The following is a 17,813-nucleotide window of genomic DNA, read 5'->3' as shown; positions in this document are numbered from 1 at the left end:
ACAGGTATGGACGGTGTGGCGCATGTTCCACTGGCCTCCCGGTGTGTCCCCCTGCTGGGGCACGTGCCCGCTCTGATGCGCGACCCCCTGAGCTTCGTCGCGTCGCTACCCGCCCAGGGGGAACTGGTGAGGCTGCGCCTGGGGCCCCGGTCGGTGGTGATGGTGTGCGACCCCGACCTGCTGCGGTACGTACTCGTGCACGACGAGGTCTTCGACAAGGGCGGGCCGCTGTTCGAGCGACTGCGCGACGTCCTGGGCAACGGGCTCGGCACCTGCCCCTACAGCCTGCACCGGCGCCAGCGCAGGCTGTGCAGGCCGGCCTTCGACGGGGAGCGGTTTCCGGGCTACGCGGCCGTCATGGCGGACCTGACCGACGAGATCGTGGACTCGTGGCGGGACGGCTGGATCATCGACGTGCCCGCCGAGCTGACCACGCTGACCGCCCGGATCGCCCTCGCCACCATGTTCTCCGCCTCGCTGCCCGCATCCCTCACTCGGGAGATGCTGCGGGACCTCGACGACATCATGACCGGCCTCATCCGGCAGGTGATCACCCCGGTGCCGCTGGCGCGGGTGCCCACCCCGTCCGCCAGGCGCTACTGGCGGGCACGCGAGCACCTGCGCGGCTCGGTGGAGGCGATCATCGCGGCACGGCGGCACGACGGGAACGGCCACGACGACCTGCTCGGCTCCCTGATGGCCGCCCACGATCCCGGGACCTCCCTGCAGGACGGCCCGGTCCTGAGCGACGAGGAGCTCGCCGACCAAGCGGTCACGTTCTTCGTCACCGGCGCCGACCCCGTCTCCAGCACGATCTCCTTCGCTCTGGCGCTCCTCGCCCACGCTCCCGATGTCGAGCGGCGCCTGCACGAGGAGGTGGACCGCGTGAGGGCCGAGGGCCCGCTCACCTTGGAGCGCCTGCCCTCACTCGAACTCGCGGGACGGGTGATCGCCGAGACCCTGCGCCTGTATCCGCCCGGCTGGCTGTTCACCCGGGCCCTGACCGTCGACAGCGAGATCGGCGCGGTACGACTGCCGGCCGGGACCATGATCGCCTACAGCCCGTACCTCATCCACCGACGGCCCGACCTCTTCGAGGCCCCTGACGCCTTCCGCCCCGACCGCTGGCGCAACCCCCACCTCCCGCGCAACGCCTACCTCCCCTTCGGCGCCGGGGCCCGCAGGTGCATCGGCGAGTACTTCGCGCGCACCGAGGCCGCCCTGACGCTCGCGGGAATCACCGCCCGATGGCGGCTGGTCCCCGTCACGGACCGGCCGGTCCGGTGCAGGCTGTCCACCACGCTGCGCCCCGCAGGCCTGCGGATGCGCCTGGTCGAACGGTCCTGACAGCCGGGGCGCCCGGGGTCCACCGGGCCTACTCAGCGGGCGGGGTCCGGTAGCGGCCGGACATCCGCTCCCACGCATAGTCGCCGCGCATCAGGTCGTGCAGGCCCGTCACCAGACGCCGCACGCCGACGGCGTCGTCCTCGGACAGCCAGCAGCCGAGATCGGCCACCCGCTCCTCCATCGCGGCGAACCGCGTGACACGACGCCCGATCGCGCTGACCACCTCCTCGGCCGCTTGTGTCCTGCCGATTCCGCGGTCCCGCTCCAGGATGAGGAGCAGGTTGTTCCCCACGTCCCCCGCGGCTTCCTCCTTCTCCGCCGAGCACAGGTCGTTGGACATCCCGATGACCTCCGCCGTGAGACTCCGCAGCTCGGCGAGTACCGGGGTGTGCCAGGCCAGGGCCGGGACCTCGAATCCGCTCACCCGCTCGATCAGGTCGATCACGACGAAGGACGACGTGGCGAGCCGCCTCCTGCTGACGCACTCGTCCGCGTCCATCACCCGGCCCTGGCGGCGGTCCACCGTCTCCGCGAGGTGTGCGGCCAGGTAGGCGAGCCAGTCGTTCGCGGCGCGCGCCCGCCACGCCCCGCTCATGCCACGGCAGCTGCGCTGCCAGATGTCGGCCAGCGCGCGGGTCGTCGACAGCGGTGTGCCCGCCCCCGGCACATCGCCCGGCGCCATGACGGCGGCGAGCTCCGCGCAGACGGCGGCCGCCTGTAGCGGGTTCCGCCCCAGCGAGCCGTCGAAGCGGTCGTCGAACGGGGCGAAGTACCAGCCCATCAGATCACCGGCCAGTTCCAGCCCCTCACCCGTCGCGTCGGGGAAGAAGTAGGCGGCGAGTTCGGCCAGCCGCCAATCGGTGAATTCGGCGGGAGTGAAGGTCTGCTCGCCCAGCAGGCCGAACTCCTCCAGCCAGGCCAGGGAATGTTCCCGGGCCCGCGGCAGGTGCGGACTGCTCCGCAGCGGCCAGGGAAGCCCGAACTCGACGTCCTGCGGCACGGCTGCCTCCTACCCGGAGCACGTCGGCACGCCCTCGACCCGCCTGGCGCCCGCCGGTGTTCGACCAGCTCCGATCGACGACGCCCCGATTCGATCGTCGCACAGAGAACGGCTCCGGTCGCCGGGGCCCGGCCCAGACCGCGGAATCCGCCTCTTCCCTGCCGTTCGTGCCGTGGAAACGGTCGATGCTGACCGGGGTGGTGCAGCTCGGGACCCGGCCCGGTGCCAGGGACGGCGCGCGGGCCGAACATGATCCGGTACGGGTCGCAGAACGGGCGGACGGCCGCCGGGCGGAAATTCGGGCACTCTTGAGAATGGAAGCTGCGGCCGGGACGCCGGTCGCCGAGTCGTGTGTCCTCGCCGTTGCTGCCGCAGCGGTCCAGTGCCGCGCATTTCGCGCCTGCGCCAATGAGGTGCATGATGCCACTGACTCCACCCTTCGACTTCCCCGTCCGCGTCAACGACGGCCTGGACGAAGCCCGGGCGCGAGCACGAGCGTGGGGCCACGATCTCGGATTGGACCGGAACGCCCGGACGTGGCGGCGATTCAACGGCGCGGACTCCGCGAAGCTGATCGCCTACGCCTACCCTGACGCGCACGGCTCGGACCTGGACCTCGCTGTCGACATGATGTGCGTGTTCTTCATCGTGGACGAGATCTTCGACGGCCCGCTGCGCGACGATCCGAAGAGCGCCACTATGGTCGTCGACGAACTGGTCGGCACGCTCACCCCCGGCACCGTCGCCGCGCGAAGCTCGCTCAGTCCGCTCGCCACCGTCTTCGCCGGCATGTGGGCACGAACCACCCACGGGATGGCCGCCCCGTGGCAGGAGCGTGCCGCCCACCACTGGATCCGGTACCTCTGGGGAAACGTGTGCGAAGACGTCGACCGTGCGCTCCAGCCTCCCCGGACGCTGGACGACTACCTGGCACTGCGGCGCCACGTCGTCGGCTACCGCCCCTGCCAGGACATGATCGAACGGGTGTCGGGCTATGAGATCCCGCCGTTTCTGTGGCATCAGAGCGCGTTGCAGGCCCTGGGTGATCTGTGTACCGACCTGATCGTCCTGTCCAACGACATCTACTCCCTGGAAAAGGAGCAGGACCGCGGAGAGAGCATGAACGCCATCCTCCTCCTCGCCCGCACGGCCGGGTCGTCGCCCCGAGTGGCGCTCCAGCAGGTCGACGGCCTCGCCTCGCGGCTCGCCGCCGGCTTTCCCGCGGCCGCGGCGCGGGTGCGCGATCTGGCCGACCACCTGCACCTCGCCGCCGGCCGACGGAACCTTCTCGACAGGTGGATCGATGCGAACCGCAACTGGCTCGGCGCCCACAACCGCTGGGCCTGCGAAATCCCGCGATACGGCGCCGGATCCGATCCCGTCCAGCCCGACAACGAGTTTCTGCGCACGTTGCTGTTCGGCCGGTGAACGGCTTGTGACGCGCTACTGCCCTCTACCGGTCGCCGCGCTCACCGGGGTGGCCCCGTAAGAGGAGCAGACGGAACTGGGCGGCACCCATGCCTGTTCGTTCACCTGGACGTTGAGCAGGCGTGGGGAGGGCAGCGCCGCAGTTGGTGTCGGACGACCCTGCGGGGTCGGATCGAGCCGCTGCTGCCGGTAAGGCAGCAGCGGCTTCGCAGGATCGGCCGCCCGCCGATCGACGACCGTACGCCCGCACCCGCTGACTCTTGACGGCTGTCCTGGAGCGCGCGGATGAGAGCGCCGGGCTTCTCTGACGCGATCAGTCTCCCGCTGCCGGCGTGGGCCCCGGTCCGGGACGAGCCACCGCCCGAGGACGTGCCGGTCTCTGCGTCCGGGAGGGCCCGAGGTCGAGCAACCCCGTGCGGTCGGCGAACAGCGCCCAGGTGCTCCTCTGGGTTGGTGGGCAGTAAAAGCCGTGGCCGTGGTAGCGGACGGTGCTGTACTGCCAGGTGTTCGATCCGGCCAGCATGGTGTCCAGCGTATCCAGGTAGGCGCTGACGGGCGGGCGCGTGCCGCAGGGATCGTCCCGGGCCGTGGCGACCAGCGAAGAGTCGTCGCGCTGCGCCTGCGCGGCCCAGCCGCACACCAGGGAGACGGCCTCCTGGGGAGTGGCCCCCGACGCGAGGCACACACAGACCAGGTTCTGGTGTTCGCCGTGGAAGTGCTCCTTGCGGAAGGAGCACACGTCGTTGACGAACCAGGTCTGGTGCGCGAGGGCGGTGGCCCAGCTCCTGCAGAAGGGGCCACTGGGCGCGCATGTGGGTCATGTCGCACGCGTTGATGTGCTCGGGATTGGTCATGTACCAGGGGATGCCGATGGCCCGTTCGCGCACCGGCATGGCCTGGGCGAGGGTCAACGGACGGGCGGTGCTCGCCCGATCCCAGAGCGCCGACTGCTCGGCGAACCCGTTGAGCATCACGGCCATCCCCGCGCGGGTGCGCGCCGCAAGGCCTGGCGGATCACCGCTCATGGTGCGCAGGAAAGTGTCCAGCGCCAGGCGTTCCAATCCGGTGACGGATCGTTGGGCGCCGGAAAGGACGCCGGCGAGGGCGGCCAGCATCCGAGGGTCCGGCCCCCGGCCGGGGAGGGCGCTGAGATCGTCCAGGAGGAACATGATCTGGTAAAGGTCGTAGAACGGGCGGACGACCGCCGGGTCGGCGTCCGGGAGACGAAGCGGCCGGCGTCGGTGCCGCCGCCCATACGCTGGAACGTGTCGATGCTGGTCGCGGTGTCGCAGGCGAGTCCGCTCCAGGCCACTGCCAGACGCAGGCCGGGCGGAGCGGAGGCGGGCTCGGCGTGCGGGGTGCCGCGCAGCATACGGTAGTCGACCCATCCGCCGTGGACGCTGGCCGCCACGTCGGCGCCGCTGCCGCGGCCGTGCTGGTGCGCGCGGTGGAGGTCGGCGGCGGTCGGCAGCAGGGCCCGGCGCAGGGACGGGGAGGACACGTCGTGGCCCGCGGCGGCGGCAAGGGCGCCGAGGACGGCGGCGGTGCTCGCCGCGCTGCCGCCGAGCCCGGTCTTGTGTCCTGCCCGCCAGCCGCGTCCCCGGACCGTCAGCCGCAGCGGTTCCGCCCCCGGCGAACGCACGCCGGCCGGCGCGGACGGCGTCGACGAGCAGGCGGGCGCCCGAATCGGGAGGCACGCCCTCCAGCGGGGCGTCAACGCCGAGGTCGGGCGCGCTGAGCCACCATCCGTCCTCACCGGCCGCACAACGGCACTCGATGCCCGAATCGACGGCGACGACCAGGGCCCGCCCGCCGGGGAGCACGGCGTACTCCCCGATCACGAACAGGCTTCCCGGTGCGAGCACCGCCACCTCCGGCATGCTCAGGCCCTCCCGTGGCCGGCGGCCGGTGGGGGACAGGACGCGAAGGCCCACTCCGGGGGCTCCCGGAGAACTCGTGGGGCACCGCCCGGCCGTGACCGCAGGACGTGCGAGATCCCCGGTACACCGGCCAGGGCCTGCCCGACGCGCTGGGAGTCCCCGGGTTCGCACAGCACCTTCACCTGCGGTCCGGCGTCGATGGTGAAGTACGCCGGCACGCCGTCCTCTCTCAGGCGCCACACCTCGCGCACCACGGCGACGGTCGCCGCCTCCCAGTACAACAGGGGCGGGTCGGCACCCAGCGCGGTCGCGTGCATGCGCAGGGCATTGCGCTCGGCCGCCGTGCCCAGCGCCCGGAGGTCTCGCGAGCCTACTGCTTCCCGTACGGCGGCGAGGTCCGCCGCGTTCGTCGCGAGCCAGGCGTCGAAGAAGGGCGAGGTCTCCTGGGCGCGGCGCATACCCTCGCGGGACGGGACCCGCTTGGGGCCGCTGCCGCTGATCGCGATGAGGACGGCCAGGGGCCAGCGCTCCGGGGCGGCGAGCTGGGTGACGGCCCGGGCGTCCTCCCCGGGCCGCCACTGGACGAATCCACCGAACATCGAGCGGCACGCGGAGCCCGAGCCGTGCCGGGCGAGCGCCGCGAGCCGCTCGACGGACGGGGGGTCGACCGCGAGCGCCGCCAGCGCGGTGGTCAGCGCGGCATAGGCCGAGGCCGAGGACGCCAGGCCGGCGGCGACCGGGAAGTTCGACGTGACCAGGACGTCGAGCGGGCGCGCGATGCCCAGCTGCGTTCGAGCGTGTTCGACGAACCGCCTCAGATCCGCGACGGGCCCAGGAGGCGCCCAGGCGACACGGTCCGGGCGGTTCGCCGGCCGTTCCTCGACCCGGGCAGCGGAGGTGAGGCCGTCGAGGGTCAGCGACACGCTGGTGGTGGCCGGCTGGTGCCCGGGCCCGGGCGCCTTTCCCCAATACTTCACCAGTGCGACATTCGCATGGGCGACGGCCCAGACCGCGGGCCGGCCCCGCCCGGCGGCCGAAGGAACCCGGCACACGAATCCCGCCATAGGTCGATGATGCGTCCAGACGCCCGGCAGCGCCCTGCGGGAGGGCCGGGAAGGGGCGGCCGCCCGGGCGTCCGGAAAACCCGTCCACGGCAGCCGAAGGGACAATTCGGCGATAATATAAAAAAGCTCTCGTCCTCATTGCAGAGCTACCCGCCCCTCGGGCCATCGCACTCCATTGTTGACGGACGGTCTGCAGTCACCTGCGGCTTCGAGCGAACTGGCTGTAGCGCTCCGGGCAAGGAAGAACCATGAGCTCCCGTCTGCCGGGGTTCTACCGGCTGTCCCTCCAGGAGCGTCAGAACGTCCTCGCGGAAACCATTGGGCTTTCAACCTCCGACCGCGCCGCACTCGCGAGCGAGGCACCGCTGGATCCCGCCAAGGCCGACCTCATGATCGAAAACGCCGTCGGGATATTCGCCTTACCGTTCGGCGTGGCCGTGAACTTCCTCGTCAACGGGCGTGACCACCTCGTCCCGATGGTGACGGAAGAGCCCTCGATCGTGGCTGCGGCCTCCTACGCCGCGCGCCTCATCCGCGACAGCGGCGGCATCCGGGCCGAGGCGGACCCCTCCCTCATGACCGGGCAGATCCACGTGATCGACGTGGCCGACGCCGAAGCGGCCGCCATCCGCGTCCAGCAGGCCGCGCCGCGGCTGGTCGAGACGGCTCGCGCACTCCAGCCGCGCATGACGGCCCGCGGATGCGGCGCCCGCGAGATCACCGCCGCCGCACTGCCCGACCACACGCTGCTCGTCCACCTCGTGGTCGACGTCGGCGACGCCATGGGCGCCAACGTCGTCAACACCCTCGTGGAAGCGATGGCCCCGCACATCGTCGATGTGACCGGCGGCTGCGCGAACATCCGCATCGTCTCCAACCTTGCCGACCGGCGCCTCGCCCGGGCCTGCTCCACGATCCCCCCAGCACTGTTGTGCACCCGCGAGCGCACCGGCGACGACGTGGCCCGCCGCATCGTCCAGGCCTGCGCCCTCGCCACCTACAGCCCCCACCGGGCGGCCACCCACAACAAGGGCATCATGAACGGCATCGACTCCGTGGCCCTCGCGACCGGCCAGGACTGGAGAGCCATCGAGGCCGGAGCCCACGCCCACGCCGCTCGCACCGGCAGCTACCAACCGCTCACCACATGGCGCTGTACCGACGGGCACCTCGAGGGACGCATCGAGATTCCCCTCGCCGTCGGCACGGTCGGCGCCCGCATCACCGGCAATCCCCGGGCCGCCCTGTCCCTGCGCCTGCTCGGTGTCACAAGCGCCCGCGAGCTGGCCGCTGTCATGGCGGCTGTGGGCCTGGCCCAGAACCTCGCGGCCCTGCGGGCCCTGGCCGACGAAGGCATCCAACACGGCCACATGGCACTCCACCGACGCGCCGACCACCCCCCGCACCCGGTCCGCTCCACGCACTCGGCGGCCCCGTGATTCCCTCCTCCAGCACCCGTGGCGCACCGGGCAAGGTCATCCTCTTCGGCGAGCACTCCGTCGCCTACCGGCAGCCGGCCATCGCCACGCCGATCGACCGCACGCTCACCCTCACCGTCACCCTGGGCGGGAACCGACCCACCGGCCCGGCCGTCGACCCATCCCTCAGGGCCGCCATCGACACCGCGGCGCAGTTCTTCTCCCTCGCCCCCGATCGGATCACCACCAGCATCGAGTCCCGGATCCCCGCCGGATACGGCCTCGGCAGCTCCGCAGCCCTCAGCGTCGCCTTGGCCCGCACCTTGGCAGACCTCTCCGGCACCGAACTCGGCCGAGTCGACCTTCTGGCACAGGCCACGGCGATCGAGTCCGCCTTCCACGGCGCCTCCTCCGGACTCGACGTCGCGGCCGTCGCCCTTGGCACAACCACCTGGTTCCACCGTGTGCCCAGCCCCCACGCGACCCTGCTCCCGATCGGAACCGCCTTCGACCTGGTGGTGGCGGTCACGCGGCACCAGCGCTCCACCGCCGAGCAGATCCAGCGGGTCCGCCGCCGGGCGCAGTCCCGACCCGACGCCCTCAGCCGGGAGTTCGCCCGTCTCGGCGCCCTCACCCGGGCAGGACGTCATGCGCTGTTCACGGGCGACCTCTGCGCCCTCGGTCGGTTCATGGACGAGGCGCACACGCTGCTCGCAGGAATCGGCGTGTCCACCCCGGCCCTCGAACTCGCCGTCACCACCGCTCGTACCGCCGGCGCCCTCGGGGCCAAGCTCACCGGAGCGGGCGGCGGCGGCGCCATCATCGCCCTTGCTCCCGGCAACGCACCGGCCGTTGCCGCCGCCCTGCGGGCCGCCGGCTGCGAGCCGTTCATCAGCCGCGTCGCGGCTGCTCGGCCGAGCGGGGCGAAGCAGGGAGCCGGCCAAGCCGACCGGGTGTATTCCGTCCACCTCGAGGAGTAGGCCCCGAGTTCCGCTCCGCGGCCGGAAACACGGACCCGGCCGCGTTCCCAAGGACGGCGTGACACGTGACTCCCACCACAGTCGGGACCCGCGATCAGGCCCTGTCGCCAGCCTCGGTAAGACACCGTTCTTCTGCCCGTTGCCGCACCCGGAGCCCGCGCCGGGCGCCGACGCCATCGACGCGCGCCATCGAATGGATGCAGACCTCAGGCCTTGGCAGGCCCGGCACGGAGGTGACGCGCATCGACGCCGGAGCCTTCCTCACCCTGTGCCTTCCGAACGCGCGATCACGGTCCGTGCTTGAGCTCGCAACCGAGTTGAACCACCTCGGCTTCGCCTTCGACGACGCGCACGTCGACGATCCCCGGCCGAGGAGCTGCGCCGGCCTGGCACCGGTCGTCGGCGCGCTCGTGGCCGTGCTCGATGCTCCCGAGATGCCCGTCGAGGACCGCTACGAGCGGGCGCTTCATGACGTGTTCCTGCGGCTCGGCGCGGCGACCACGCCCGGGAGCGCCCTCCAGATCGCCGAAGGACTGCGCAAATCCTGATGCGTGACCGGGACACGGGCGTCCAGCACGCCGTCAGGGAGGCCATCACCCTGCGCAACCGCACCGTGGTGCCCCACACCCGGCTGCGTGACCGCGTCATCGCCTCCGGGGACCCGGCCACCAGCCGCTACGCACGCGACCTCGGACACATCGCGCGCGGGAACCTCCTGTGGAGTGACCGCACCGCCCGGTACCGCGCGGACGGCCGGCGGGGGACCCTGGCCGTCACCAGTCGGCCGGACGGCATCGACACTTCGCCGATCACCCTTCCTGCGACCGAGTGGTGGTGGAGACAGCTGTGAGTCGCGACGGTCTCGTCCCGGGGGAGGCGACGGGGAGCGCATCGCGCGCGGGCCTGCGTCACGAGTTCCTCCACACCACCTTGTCAGCCAGGGAGCGCAGCTGTCGGCGTACCGCCGCCGGAACGGCGAGCACGTCCAGAGCGGTCAGGGCCTGTTGGAAGCGGTCGGTGATCAGGCGCTCTACGGCTTGGTCCGCGCCGGTCTCCCGCAGGAGGGCACGCACGGTTTCGGCGCCTGCTGCGTCCAGGCGGGGATCGCCGTACAGTGCCCGCAGCCGGCATCCCTGGGCGGAGGTGGCGGCCGCCAGGGCAATGCTGACGAGCACGGTGTGCTTCCCTCCACGCAGGTCGTCCAGATCGGATTTGCCGGTCTCCTGAGGATCGCCGAAGGCGCCGAGCAGATCGTCGCGCAGCTGGAACGCCTCTCCCAGAGGCAGGGCGAAGGCGCTCAGCTGCCGCATGAGGGGTTCAGCGGCTCCGGCGAGCGCGGCGCCTATCTGCAGGGGCCGCTCGCAGGTGTACTTGGCGGTCTTGTAGCGGATGACCGCCAGGGCCGGTGTCGCGTCCGCGGTCGGGCGCCCGGTGGACAGGAGATCGAGGCACTGGCCGTACATCGCCTCTTCCCGCATCAGGTTCATCAGCGGTCGCAGGCGCGCGGACTCGGCCGCTCCCAGACCGTGGTCGGGATCATGAAGAAGCTCGTCGGACCACAGCAGTGCGAGGTCCCCGGCGAGGATCGCGGTGCTGGTGCCGACCGCGTCGGCCAGCTCCCGGGACCGGCCTTCGCGGAAGCGGGCGGCCAGGGCACGGTGCACGGTGGGCCGGCCGCGGCGGGTGTCGGAGTCGTCCATGACGTCGTCGTGGACGAGGCAGAAGGCATGGAACATCTCCAGTGCCGCGCCGACCTGGACCGCCTGCGCCAGACCCCGTTCGCCTTCACCGCCGGCGGCCTGCCAGCCCATGACGCACAGCCGCGGGCGGATCCGCTTGCCGCCCGCCGCAAGGAACCCGGCGAGGGCCCTGGGTACGTCCTCGGGTAGACCCGTCCGTCGGGCCGTGGCGTACTTGCCGTCGACGAACGCGCGGAGGACCGCGTCGACACGGTGTCGCACCGGCTCGGAATCGGACCGCGGACGCTGTGCCCGCGGCGTCGATCTGGCCGGAGGAGGGTCTGTGATGTTCGGTGACCGGTCGGAGGACATGGCGATGGCTGTTCCAGTGGGCGGCCCGCAGCCCTGCGGACCATGCTGCCAGGAGGCTCGGAAGCCGTCTTTCTCCTACCCGCATTCCCGGTCCGGAACCAGGTGACGGGATACCCGCCGCCCCCCGGCCGGCCGAGCCGGCGGGCCGCCTACATCCTCGCCCGGCGCGTCCTCCACAGCGTCCAGGACCGCTGCAGCCTGCGCCTGCCCGGCGTCCCGGGACCTGACCACCGCTCTCGAGGAGGTCGTCACCGGTTCCAGGGAAGCCGGCGCGGTGTCACGATGCACGAGCACCGCGCCAGCGCCGTGACGACGCCGGTCGACTTTGCTCAGGCCCACGTTGTCGCGCGTAGTTGGTGCTCGTTGTAGCGGCTCGATGTCGACGACCAGGCGACATGCCCGTAGGTATAGTCGCGCAGTGCTTGGGTGTAGCGGCCGACCTCGGTGATGGTGTCGGTGCCATAGCCCAGTGCGCGTAGGGTTTCGAGCAGTAGTCGTTCCAGAGTGAGGAATTGCTGGAGTCGTTCCTGGATCATGTCCAGCACGCGCGCGAGGGCTGTGTCGTGATCGATGCCCTCGTGGTCGGCGAGGACGAGGGCGAGATTGTGTTGCTCACCTGAACGGACTTCACGTTCTAAGCTGTAGTAGTCGTTGAACCAACTGTTGGCGTCGACGAAGCAGTTGCGCAGTTCTCTCAGCTGCCAGGTGGCGAAGAGCGGTTCGGGCACCTGGATGGCATGTATGGCTTCGAGGACGTCTGTGTTGAAGTCCAGGCCGACGCTGTCCCTGCGTAGCCGTTGGTATTCGTCGGGGGCGAGATGGAGGTGCAGCTCTCGGTTGTGGCGTTGTTCGACGTACTGGCGGAGGTAGAGCGCGAGGTCGACGCGTGCCCGCTGGCACCATTGCGGGCTTTGGACTGCTGCGGTGCGGTGCCAGAGGTCGTGAATGGAGACGGCGGCCGGGCCGCCGCCGGTAACAGGGGCCGCAGTCTTGATGGCGCGTTGGATCGCGTTGCACAGACGGATGGCTTCACGGGGTCCGCCTTGGTCAGTGGCGTCGGCGACATCGTCGGTGATGGTCAGCCAGTAGTGCCACTGAGTGAGGAGGTCGAGCTGGGCTTGCGGCAGGGTGGGATAGCACCAGCCGGTGAACACGCCGAAGGCGAAGGAGCGCAGCTTCTTCACGTCTTGCTCGCACCGGGTGATGCCCGTGCGGTGCGCGAAGGCCACGAAGGCGTCGTCTGCCTGTACGGCACCGGGATGGATGTCGGGGGTGCTGTCCCGGAGGAATTCCTTGGGCAGCATGGTGATGTCGGCGGGAGGCAAGGCCGATGTCCTTTCCCGCATACGGTGGGTGATGTTCAGTGGTGCAGGTGCCGGCCGTACATCACCTCGCTGCACATCAGATCGATCAGCGGTAGCAGCCGGGGCAGTCGGATGGGATCGAGTCCAGCGGTGTGGACAAGCTCATCCGCCCGGACCGGAGCGAACGTATTCCTCGTCGGCAAGACCTCTGCCGATGCCGATCGTCACCCGGTCCGCCAGAGGCACCGCACACTCGCCGTCTCCAGTGCCGCGTCGATCATGCGGTCCCCATGCAACCTGGTCGAGGGGGAGTTTCAGAATGGAAAAGGGCACTCATGTGGACCTCTATGGACATGGCCAGTTTACACCTCGAGGGTGTTCGATAGGGGAATCCCCCTAGCTGTCCGGCTTTCACTGGCGCGTCACGGACTCGGTTCCAGGATCCCGTAGCGGCCGGGTTGACGACTTCCTGCCGAGCGCCGCGATCATCGACGCCAAGTCGGTGAAGGCCTCGCCGAACGCCGCCGCCGACAGCCAGGGCTACGACGGCGGGAAGGGTCAAGGGACGCAAGCGCCAGATCGCCACCGACACCCTCGGCCTGCTCCTGGTCCGGCTGTCCGTCCCAAGCGCTGCTGGACCACTTTGTCGGCGACCGTGACGAAACACGCCTCCACCCTTGCCGCATCCACGAAACCCCACCCCTCGCCGCCGGAGCCCACTGCGTCCAGGCCGGCCGCGCCCACCTCGCCGTCCGATGCAGGCAGCGTCTACCGCATCTTCGCGTTCCCGTACGGCACCCTGCCCCCCCAGGTGTTCGTCCGCGCGCTACTTGGCGTTGAACTGGGCGACCGGGTCATGCTGCGCTACACGCACCTCGCCGACAGCGTCCTGCCGTCCCTCAACGCGCCCCAGCGACGCTGCGTCACCGACCTTGGCCGGCTGATCGCGGCGAACATCGACCTGTCGGCCGGGAGCTTGCGGTACATCAATCCCCGCAACGGCCCCCGGACAAGACCCCTGGGCCGGCTTCCACCCCGTGCGCACGGACACCCCCTCCACCACCGATCCCCGCCCGCTGCCCTATCCCGACCTCGCCGCGTGGTGGCAGCCCGTGCCGGACGGGGCGTCGGCCGTCGGCCGTAGTCGGCGGAGTGCTCGCCGCCGACGATCGCGTTGCCCGATGCGCCGCACCCCGCGCTCGGCAGACGGCCGTATCTCGGAGCAGCAGGGGGGAACATGGCCCGCACAGCCTGTTGAAGATCTTTGGAACGTCGTCGCCGTGGCCTCACCCGGCCGCCCGGCGCCTTCGCCGTTCGTTCACGTGCATGCGCGCACGCGCAGCCGTAGGCCGCGGGGCGCGAGGGTGGCTCCCAGACGGGGCCGCGGCGGCCTGGCACCGAGGGGCTGGAGTTCCCAGGCCGCGACGACGGCGCGCAGCGCGGCGGTGAGTTCGAGCATGGCGAACCGGTGGCCCACGCAGGAGCGCGGGCCACCGCCGAAGGTGAGGAAGGTACCCGGTTGGGGCGTCCTGTCGGTCCACCGGTCCGGGCGGAAGGCGTGCGGATCGGGGAAGTACGCGGCGTTGCGGTGCAGGGGGTAGGCGCTGTACGCGACGGTGGCGCCCTCCTCCAGCGGGATACCGTTCAGGATGGCGTGTTCGGTGACGGTGCGGGTGAGCAGCCAGGCCGGCGCGTGCAGCCGCAGGGCTTCGAGGACGACCCGATGACAGAGTGAGCCGTCGTCGTGGCCGGGCCGGTCCGCCGCATGGTCCTCCCGCCCGGCGAGTTCCGTCCTCAGGTCCCGTTGTACCTGTGGGTGGAGTGCGAGCAGGTGGAACATCCAGGCCAGGGCGGTCGCGCTGGTTTCCGTGCCTGCGGCCAGGAACGTCGCGGCGTGATCGATGAGCTCGGTGTCGCTCAGGCGCCCACTGCGGTCCTCGGAGTCCTGCGTGACGATCATGCTCGAGAGCAGGTCCGGCTCCCGCGTGTCGAGGGGGTGACGCCGCCGTTCCTCGACGGCGCTCGCGATGGTGGCGCGCAGGCCCGCGATGGCATCCCGGTAGTGCCGGTTGGCGGGCAGCGGAAGGCGGCCGGCCCCGGGCGGCAGCAGCATCTGCAGGGGCACGCCGGCGACCCAGGTCTCGATGTCCGCCACCGCGGCGGTGAGCCGCTCTTCGGTGAGGGAGACCGAGAACAGGGTGCGTAGCGCGAGGCGGGTGGTGTAGGTCATTGTCGCGGCCATGACGTCGATGTGCTGTCCGTCGCTCCAGCCGTCCGCCAGGCGTTCGGCCTCCGCGCGCATCACCGGCCGGTAGCGGCGCAGCTGCTCGTCGCGGAAGGCCGGCTGCACCAGTCGCCGCAGGCGCCGGTGCTTGCTGTGCGGGCAGGTGGCGACGGCCTCACCGAGGAGGTCGCGCATCCGGTCGAAGAAGGGGCCGCCCTTGTCGAAGGTGCGGTCGTCCCTGAGCACCTGCTGGGCCAGATCGGGGGTGCAGACCACGATCACGGGCATCGGGCCCAACCGCAGCCGGGCAAGGTCGCCGTGGCGGGGCAGGCCGGTCAGGAAGCCGATCGGGTCGTGCAGCAGGAACAAGGCGTCGCCGACTACCGGGAGGGTCCCGGGCATCTTCGCCTCCGAAGGGGTCGTGACACGGTGATCGGGTGCCGTCGGGCGGCTACCCGAGATCGTCGAGGTAGCCGGGGCGTTCGGCCGGGATGATGTGTGCGGCGGTGTAGCGGCCGGCCTGCTGGGCCCAGTCGTGGACTCCCCGGATCAGTGAGCGCAGGGCGTCGTGTCGGTACCGGTCGAGGAGGTCCCGTTCCACCGCCGTGAGCCCCAGACGGTCGCACTCCTGCGGAAGCTGTTCCTCCAGGACGGTGAACCGTTCGACGCAGTCGGCGCGCATCCTGCCGACCTCCTCGATGGCCGCGCCGCGGGAGAGTCCGCGTTCGCGTCGCAGGACGAGCACGAGGTTGTGCGGGTCTCCGCGCGCCTCCTCCTTCTCAAGGGAGACCAGGTCGTTGTCCAGGATGACGAAATCGGCGACGAGTTGCCGCATGGCCGCCATCGGAGCGCTGGTGAACGCCCGGTGCGGGACCTCGTAGTGCCCGGCCCGCTCCGCCATGTCGAGGGTCGGCCGCACCCCGATCGAGCGGCGGCGCTCCGGCAGGTAGTCCGCCTCGCTCGGGGCTTCGCCGCGGCTTCGATGGCGGGCCTCCGCCACGTAGCTCTCGAAGTACTGGTGCCAGTGCTGCTCGGCCCGGCTGCGCCAGCGATCGGACATGCCGCCGAGCGAACGTGTCCACAAATCGGCAAAGGCCGCCGCGATCGGGGCCCGCGGCCGCCCGTCCGGCCGCCGCAGAACTTCCTGCACCGTGCCGACCAAGGCCTGTGCCTGGACCGGGTCGTCGCCTCGCGGACCGTCGAACTGGTCGTCGAACAGGAAGAACCAGCTCTGCTGCTCGATGGCGAGGGCCAGGCCCTCGCCTGTGGCGGCCGGATGGAATCGGACTCCCAGCTCCGTGTAGCCGCCGTTGCGATGGCGCCGCACCGCCTCGGGGGAGCGCAGCAGGCCGAAGTCGAGCAGCCACTGCATCTCCTCCTCGGCGACCCTGGCGGCGTCGGGGTTGATCCGCGCCGGGAACGGTATGTGCATGGAGATGTCCTGCGGCATGGCAGCTCCTCCCGCGGGCCGCGTCACCTCGCGGATGAGGGCGCGCGGTGCGCGGCAGGCGATGACCTTCGCACACCATCCAGCCAAGCATCACGGGCCGATTCCCGCGCGGCCAGCAGCCGCTCGGGGGTGGTGCCGAAGGCTGGCGCGGCCCAGTCGTCCCAGGCGATCCCCTCGTCCCGCGCGCGGTCGTGGTGGGCGCGGGTGCCGCGGCGCCCGGTGGGCTCCAGCTGCCGGTAGGTCTCCTCGGCGATGCCGAGCGCCTTGGCCATCTCGGCGCGGCTGCGGCCGGTGAACACACGCAGGTGGACCAGGGGCTCCTGTTCGACGGTGCACAGGTCCGCCGGGGTCACGCCGAGCGCCCTGGCCAGCCGGGGCAGCAGCTCCGGGCGGGGAACGCGGCTACCGGGCGAGGTAGAGGCTCACCGCCCGCTCGGTCACGCCGACCTCGCGGGCGATCCGTGCGACCGAGGCGCCGGCGGCGGTGCGGGCGCGGCCCGCAGCTTCGCCGGGCGCCGCCGGTCGCGCGATGACCGCTGCCGGTCACATGGCGTCGGTCGGGGGGCCTCAGAACGACAGAAGGATGTCCTTGAGCAGGCGCAGGGTTTTGCGCCAGCGGGGAGCGGTGGCGCGCCAGTGCTTCTCCGCTTCGACGCTGGCGCGGGTGATGGCCAGGTCTTTGCCCGTGGTGCGGACCATGTCGAGCCGGTGGGTGTTGTGCGTCAGAGCATTGAGATGGACTGGGCCGATGCCCAGGTAGGACGCGGCTTCTTCCCGGGTCATCCATTCTCCGCCCTCGGGAAGGTTGTGATAGGAGAACGGTATCTGCGGGAGTTTGTCGGTCCAGGTCACGCAGGCATTGTCGCCGATGCTGAACACGGGGCTGGCGTCGGGTCCGGTACAACCCCGCGCCGGCCGCGGCCGCGCGGCAACGGTCCGGCGGCGCCGTGCCCCGCCCGAGACATCGCCGCGTGGGCGGCGGCCGGGGCTGTCGCGTCTTCGGCGGAGGCGTACGGCGCGGTGGCGGCGACCGTGTCCCAGGCGATGGTGGGGACGGCGGCGTAGGAAGTGGCGCGCTTGGAGGACGTCTTCCAGCAGGAGCACCTGGCGAGTGCCGGTGCCGGAAGCCGGCCCGGTGGCCAGGCGATGGTGTCGTCCTGGCTTCATCTGCCGACCAGCGGCGGAACCCAAGCGTGGTAGGCAGTTGTCCGGGTCAGTGCACACACTTGATGCTCCGTGCGAATGATCACACGTGGGGGGCGTCCGGCAGCCTGTGGGGCGGTCTGCCGGGTGAGGGTCCCGAGGAGGTGGAGAGGGGAGATCATGACGGTTGTCCTGACAAGTGGTCAGGCGGCGTACGTCGCCGGGCCCACGCTGCTGGCGGGTGAGCCGCCGGCCCCGGGGGAGAACCCCGGCGGGGAGGGGTTGGTGGGACTGATCGCCGCGGCCCTGGAGTGGGTGGGCTGGACCGCCGGCACGGCAGTGCTGGGAGTGTTGGCCTTCCTCGCCGGTGGCGCGTGGATGTGGGGCCGGGCGCCGAAGGCCACCGGTCGGGAGAGGCGCCGGGTGCGTTAGGGCGCGTATTTGGTCGTGATCAAGCGGCTCTGGTGAGGTCCTTGATCCAGATCATCGCGCCACGAAGGTGGAGGCCTGCGAGGTAGCTCTCC

General features: G+C 71.2%; 16 protein-coding genes and 1 pseudogene. 7 read left to right on the top strand and 10 right to left on the bottom strand.

All coding sequences use genetic code 11. The annotated features are described in order from the left end of the window. Positions 1–6 precede the first annotated feature (6 nt). The gene (locus tag ACFVFS_RS14120; RefSeq protein WP_380623703.1) at positions 7–1,347 is read left to right on the top strand and encodes a cytochrome P450; all 1,341 of its coding nucleotides are present in this window, start codon (positions 7–9) and stop codon (positions 1,345–1,347) included. A 28-nt stretch (positions 1,348–1,375) separates the two neighbouring features. Here the strand turns inward: ACFVFS_RS14120 and ACFVFS_RS14115 are convergent, their stop codons facing one another. Further along, positions 1,376–2,347 (bottom strand): pentalenene synthase, encoded by a 972-nt coding sequence (locus ACFVFS_RS14115; RefSeq protein ID WP_380623701.1) that lies wholly within the window; start codon positions 2,345–2,347, stop codon positions 1,376–1,378. A gap of 417 nt (positions 2,348–2,764) precedes the next feature. Between ACFVFS_RS14115 and ACFVFS_RS14110 the strand changes: the two genes are divergently transcribed. Then, positions 2,765–3,775 carry a hypothetical protein gene (locus ACFVFS_RS14110; protein ID WP_380623699.1) on the top strand — a complete coding sequence of 337 codons (1,011 nt, stop codon included), beginning with the start codon at positions 2,765–2,767 and terminating at the stop codon, positions 3,773–3,775. A gap of 313 nt (positions 3,776–4,088) precedes the next feature. Here the strand turns inward: ACFVFS_RS14110 and ACFVFS_RS14105 are convergent. The 3 genes and pseudogenes from ACFVFS_RS14105 to mvaD form a co-directional block, all read right to left on the bottom strand. Then, positions 4,089–4,544, bottom strand: a pseudogene (locus ACFVFS_RS14105) (hypothetical protein); the annotation flags it as partial. Positions 4,545–4,796: 252 nt separating this feature from the next. After that, a complete protein-coding gene (locus tag ACFVFS_RS14100) occupies positions 4,797–5,417 on the bottom strand; it encodes a hypothetical protein (protein ID WP_380623697.1) in 621 nt (206 codons plus the stop codon). Positions 5,418–5,657: 240 nt separating this feature from the next. Beyond that, positions 5,658–6,719 carry a diphosphomevalonate decarboxylase gene (mvaD, locus tag ACFVFS_RS14095; protein ID WP_380623695.1) on the bottom strand — a complete coding sequence of 354 codons (1,062 nt, stop codon included), beginning with the start codon at positions 6,717–6,719 and terminating at the stop codon, positions 5,658–5,660. A gap of 248 nt (positions 6,720–6,967) precedes the next feature. Between mvaD and ACFVFS_RS14090 the strand changes: the two genes are divergently transcribed. From ACFVFS_RS14090 to ACFVFS_RS14075, 4 genes are all read left to right on the top strand, one after another. Next, positions 6,968–8,158: a hydroxymethylglutaryl-CoA reductase, degradative gene (locus ACFVFS_RS14090; protein ID WP_380623693.1), complete on the top strand. Its 1,191-nt coding sequence runs from the start codon at positions 6,968–6,970 to the stop codon at positions 8,156–8,158. Next, positions 8,155–9,117 (top strand): mevalonate kinase, encoded by a 963-nt coding sequence (mvk, locus tag ACFVFS_RS14085; protein WP_380623691.1) that lies wholly within the window; start codon positions 8,155–8,157, stop codon positions 9,115–9,117. The genes ACFVFS_RS14090 and mvk overlap by 4 nt, the downstream gene beginning before the upstream one ends. A 296-nt stretch (positions 9,118–9,413) precedes the next feature. Further along, positions 9,414–9,665 carry a hypothetical protein gene (locus ACFVFS_RS14080; protein ID WP_380623689.1) on the top strand — a complete coding sequence of 84 codons (252 nt, stop codon included), beginning with the start codon at positions 9,414–9,416 and terminating at the stop codon, positions 9,663–9,665. Beyond that, positions 9,665–9,967, top strand: coding sequence for a hypothetical protein (locus ACFVFS_RS14075; RefSeq protein WP_380623687.1), 303 nt, complete (start codon positions 9,665–9,667; stop codon positions 9,965–9,967). Before ACFVFS_RS14080 ends, ACFVFS_RS14075 begins: the two co-directional genes overlap by 1 nt. 58 nt (positions 9,968–10,025) lie before the next feature. On the opposite strand, the gene ACFVFS_RS14070 is transcribed toward ACFVFS_RS14075, so the two are convergent. The 6 genes from ACFVFS_RS14070 to ACFVFS_RS14045 all read right to left on the bottom strand — a co-directional run bounded on the left by ACFVFS_RS14070 (position 10,026) and on the right by ACFVFS_RS14045 (position 16,998). Further along, positions 10,026–11,078 (bottom strand): polyprenyl synthetase family protein, encoded by a 1,053-nt coding sequence (locus ACFVFS_RS14070; RefSeq protein WP_380623685.1) that lies wholly within the window; start codon positions 11,076–11,078, stop codon positions 10,026–10,028. A gap of 419 nt (positions 11,079–11,497) precedes the next feature. Then, a complete protein-coding gene (locus tag ACFVFS_RS14065; RefSeq protein WP_380623683.1) occupies positions 11,498–12,493 on the bottom strand; it encodes a terpene synthase family protein in 996 nt (331 codons plus the stop codon). A 1,297-nt stretch (positions 12,494–13,790) separates the two neighbouring features. Then, a complete protein-coding gene (locus ACFVFS_RS14060; protein ID WP_380623681.1) occupies positions 13,791–15,098 on the bottom strand; it encodes a cytochrome P450 in 1,308 nt (435 codons plus the stop codon). 49 nt (positions 15,099–15,147) lie between these two features. Further along, positions 15,148–16,146, bottom strand: a complete 999-nt coding sequence (locus ACFVFS_RS14055; RefSeq protein WP_380623679.1) for a pentalenene synthase — start codon at positions 16,144–16,146, stop codon at positions 15,148–15,150. 23 nt (positions 16,147–16,169) lie between these two features. Next, positions 16,170–16,499, bottom strand: a complete 330-nt coding sequence (locus ACFVFS_RS14050) for a hypothetical protein (RefSeq protein ID WP_380623677.1) — start codon at positions 16,497–16,499, stop codon at positions 16,170–16,172. A gap of 214 nt (positions 16,500–16,713) precedes the next feature. Further along, positions 16,714–16,998: a hypothetical protein gene (locus tag ACFVFS_RS14045; protein WP_380623675.1), complete on the bottom strand. Its 285-nt coding sequence runs from the start codon at positions 16,996–16,998 to the stop codon at positions 16,714–16,716. A 471-nt stretch (positions 16,999–17,469) separates the two neighbouring features. Between ACFVFS_RS14045 and ACFVFS_RS14040 the strand changes: the two genes are divergently transcribed. Then, positions 17,470–17,721, top strand: coding sequence for a hypothetical protein (locus ACFVFS_RS14040; protein WP_380623673.1), 252 nt, complete (start codon positions 17,470–17,472; stop codon positions 17,719–17,721). Positions 17,722–17,813: the final 92 nt, after the last annotated feature.

Source organism: Kitasatospora sp. NPDC057692 (genome assembly GCF_042799475.1).
Lineage (GTDB): Bacteria > Actinomycetota > Actinomycetes > Streptomycetales > Streptomycetaceae > Kitasatospora.
Note: the sequence above shows the minus strand (reverse complement) of the source record. Positions and strands in the feature narration are given on the sequence as shown.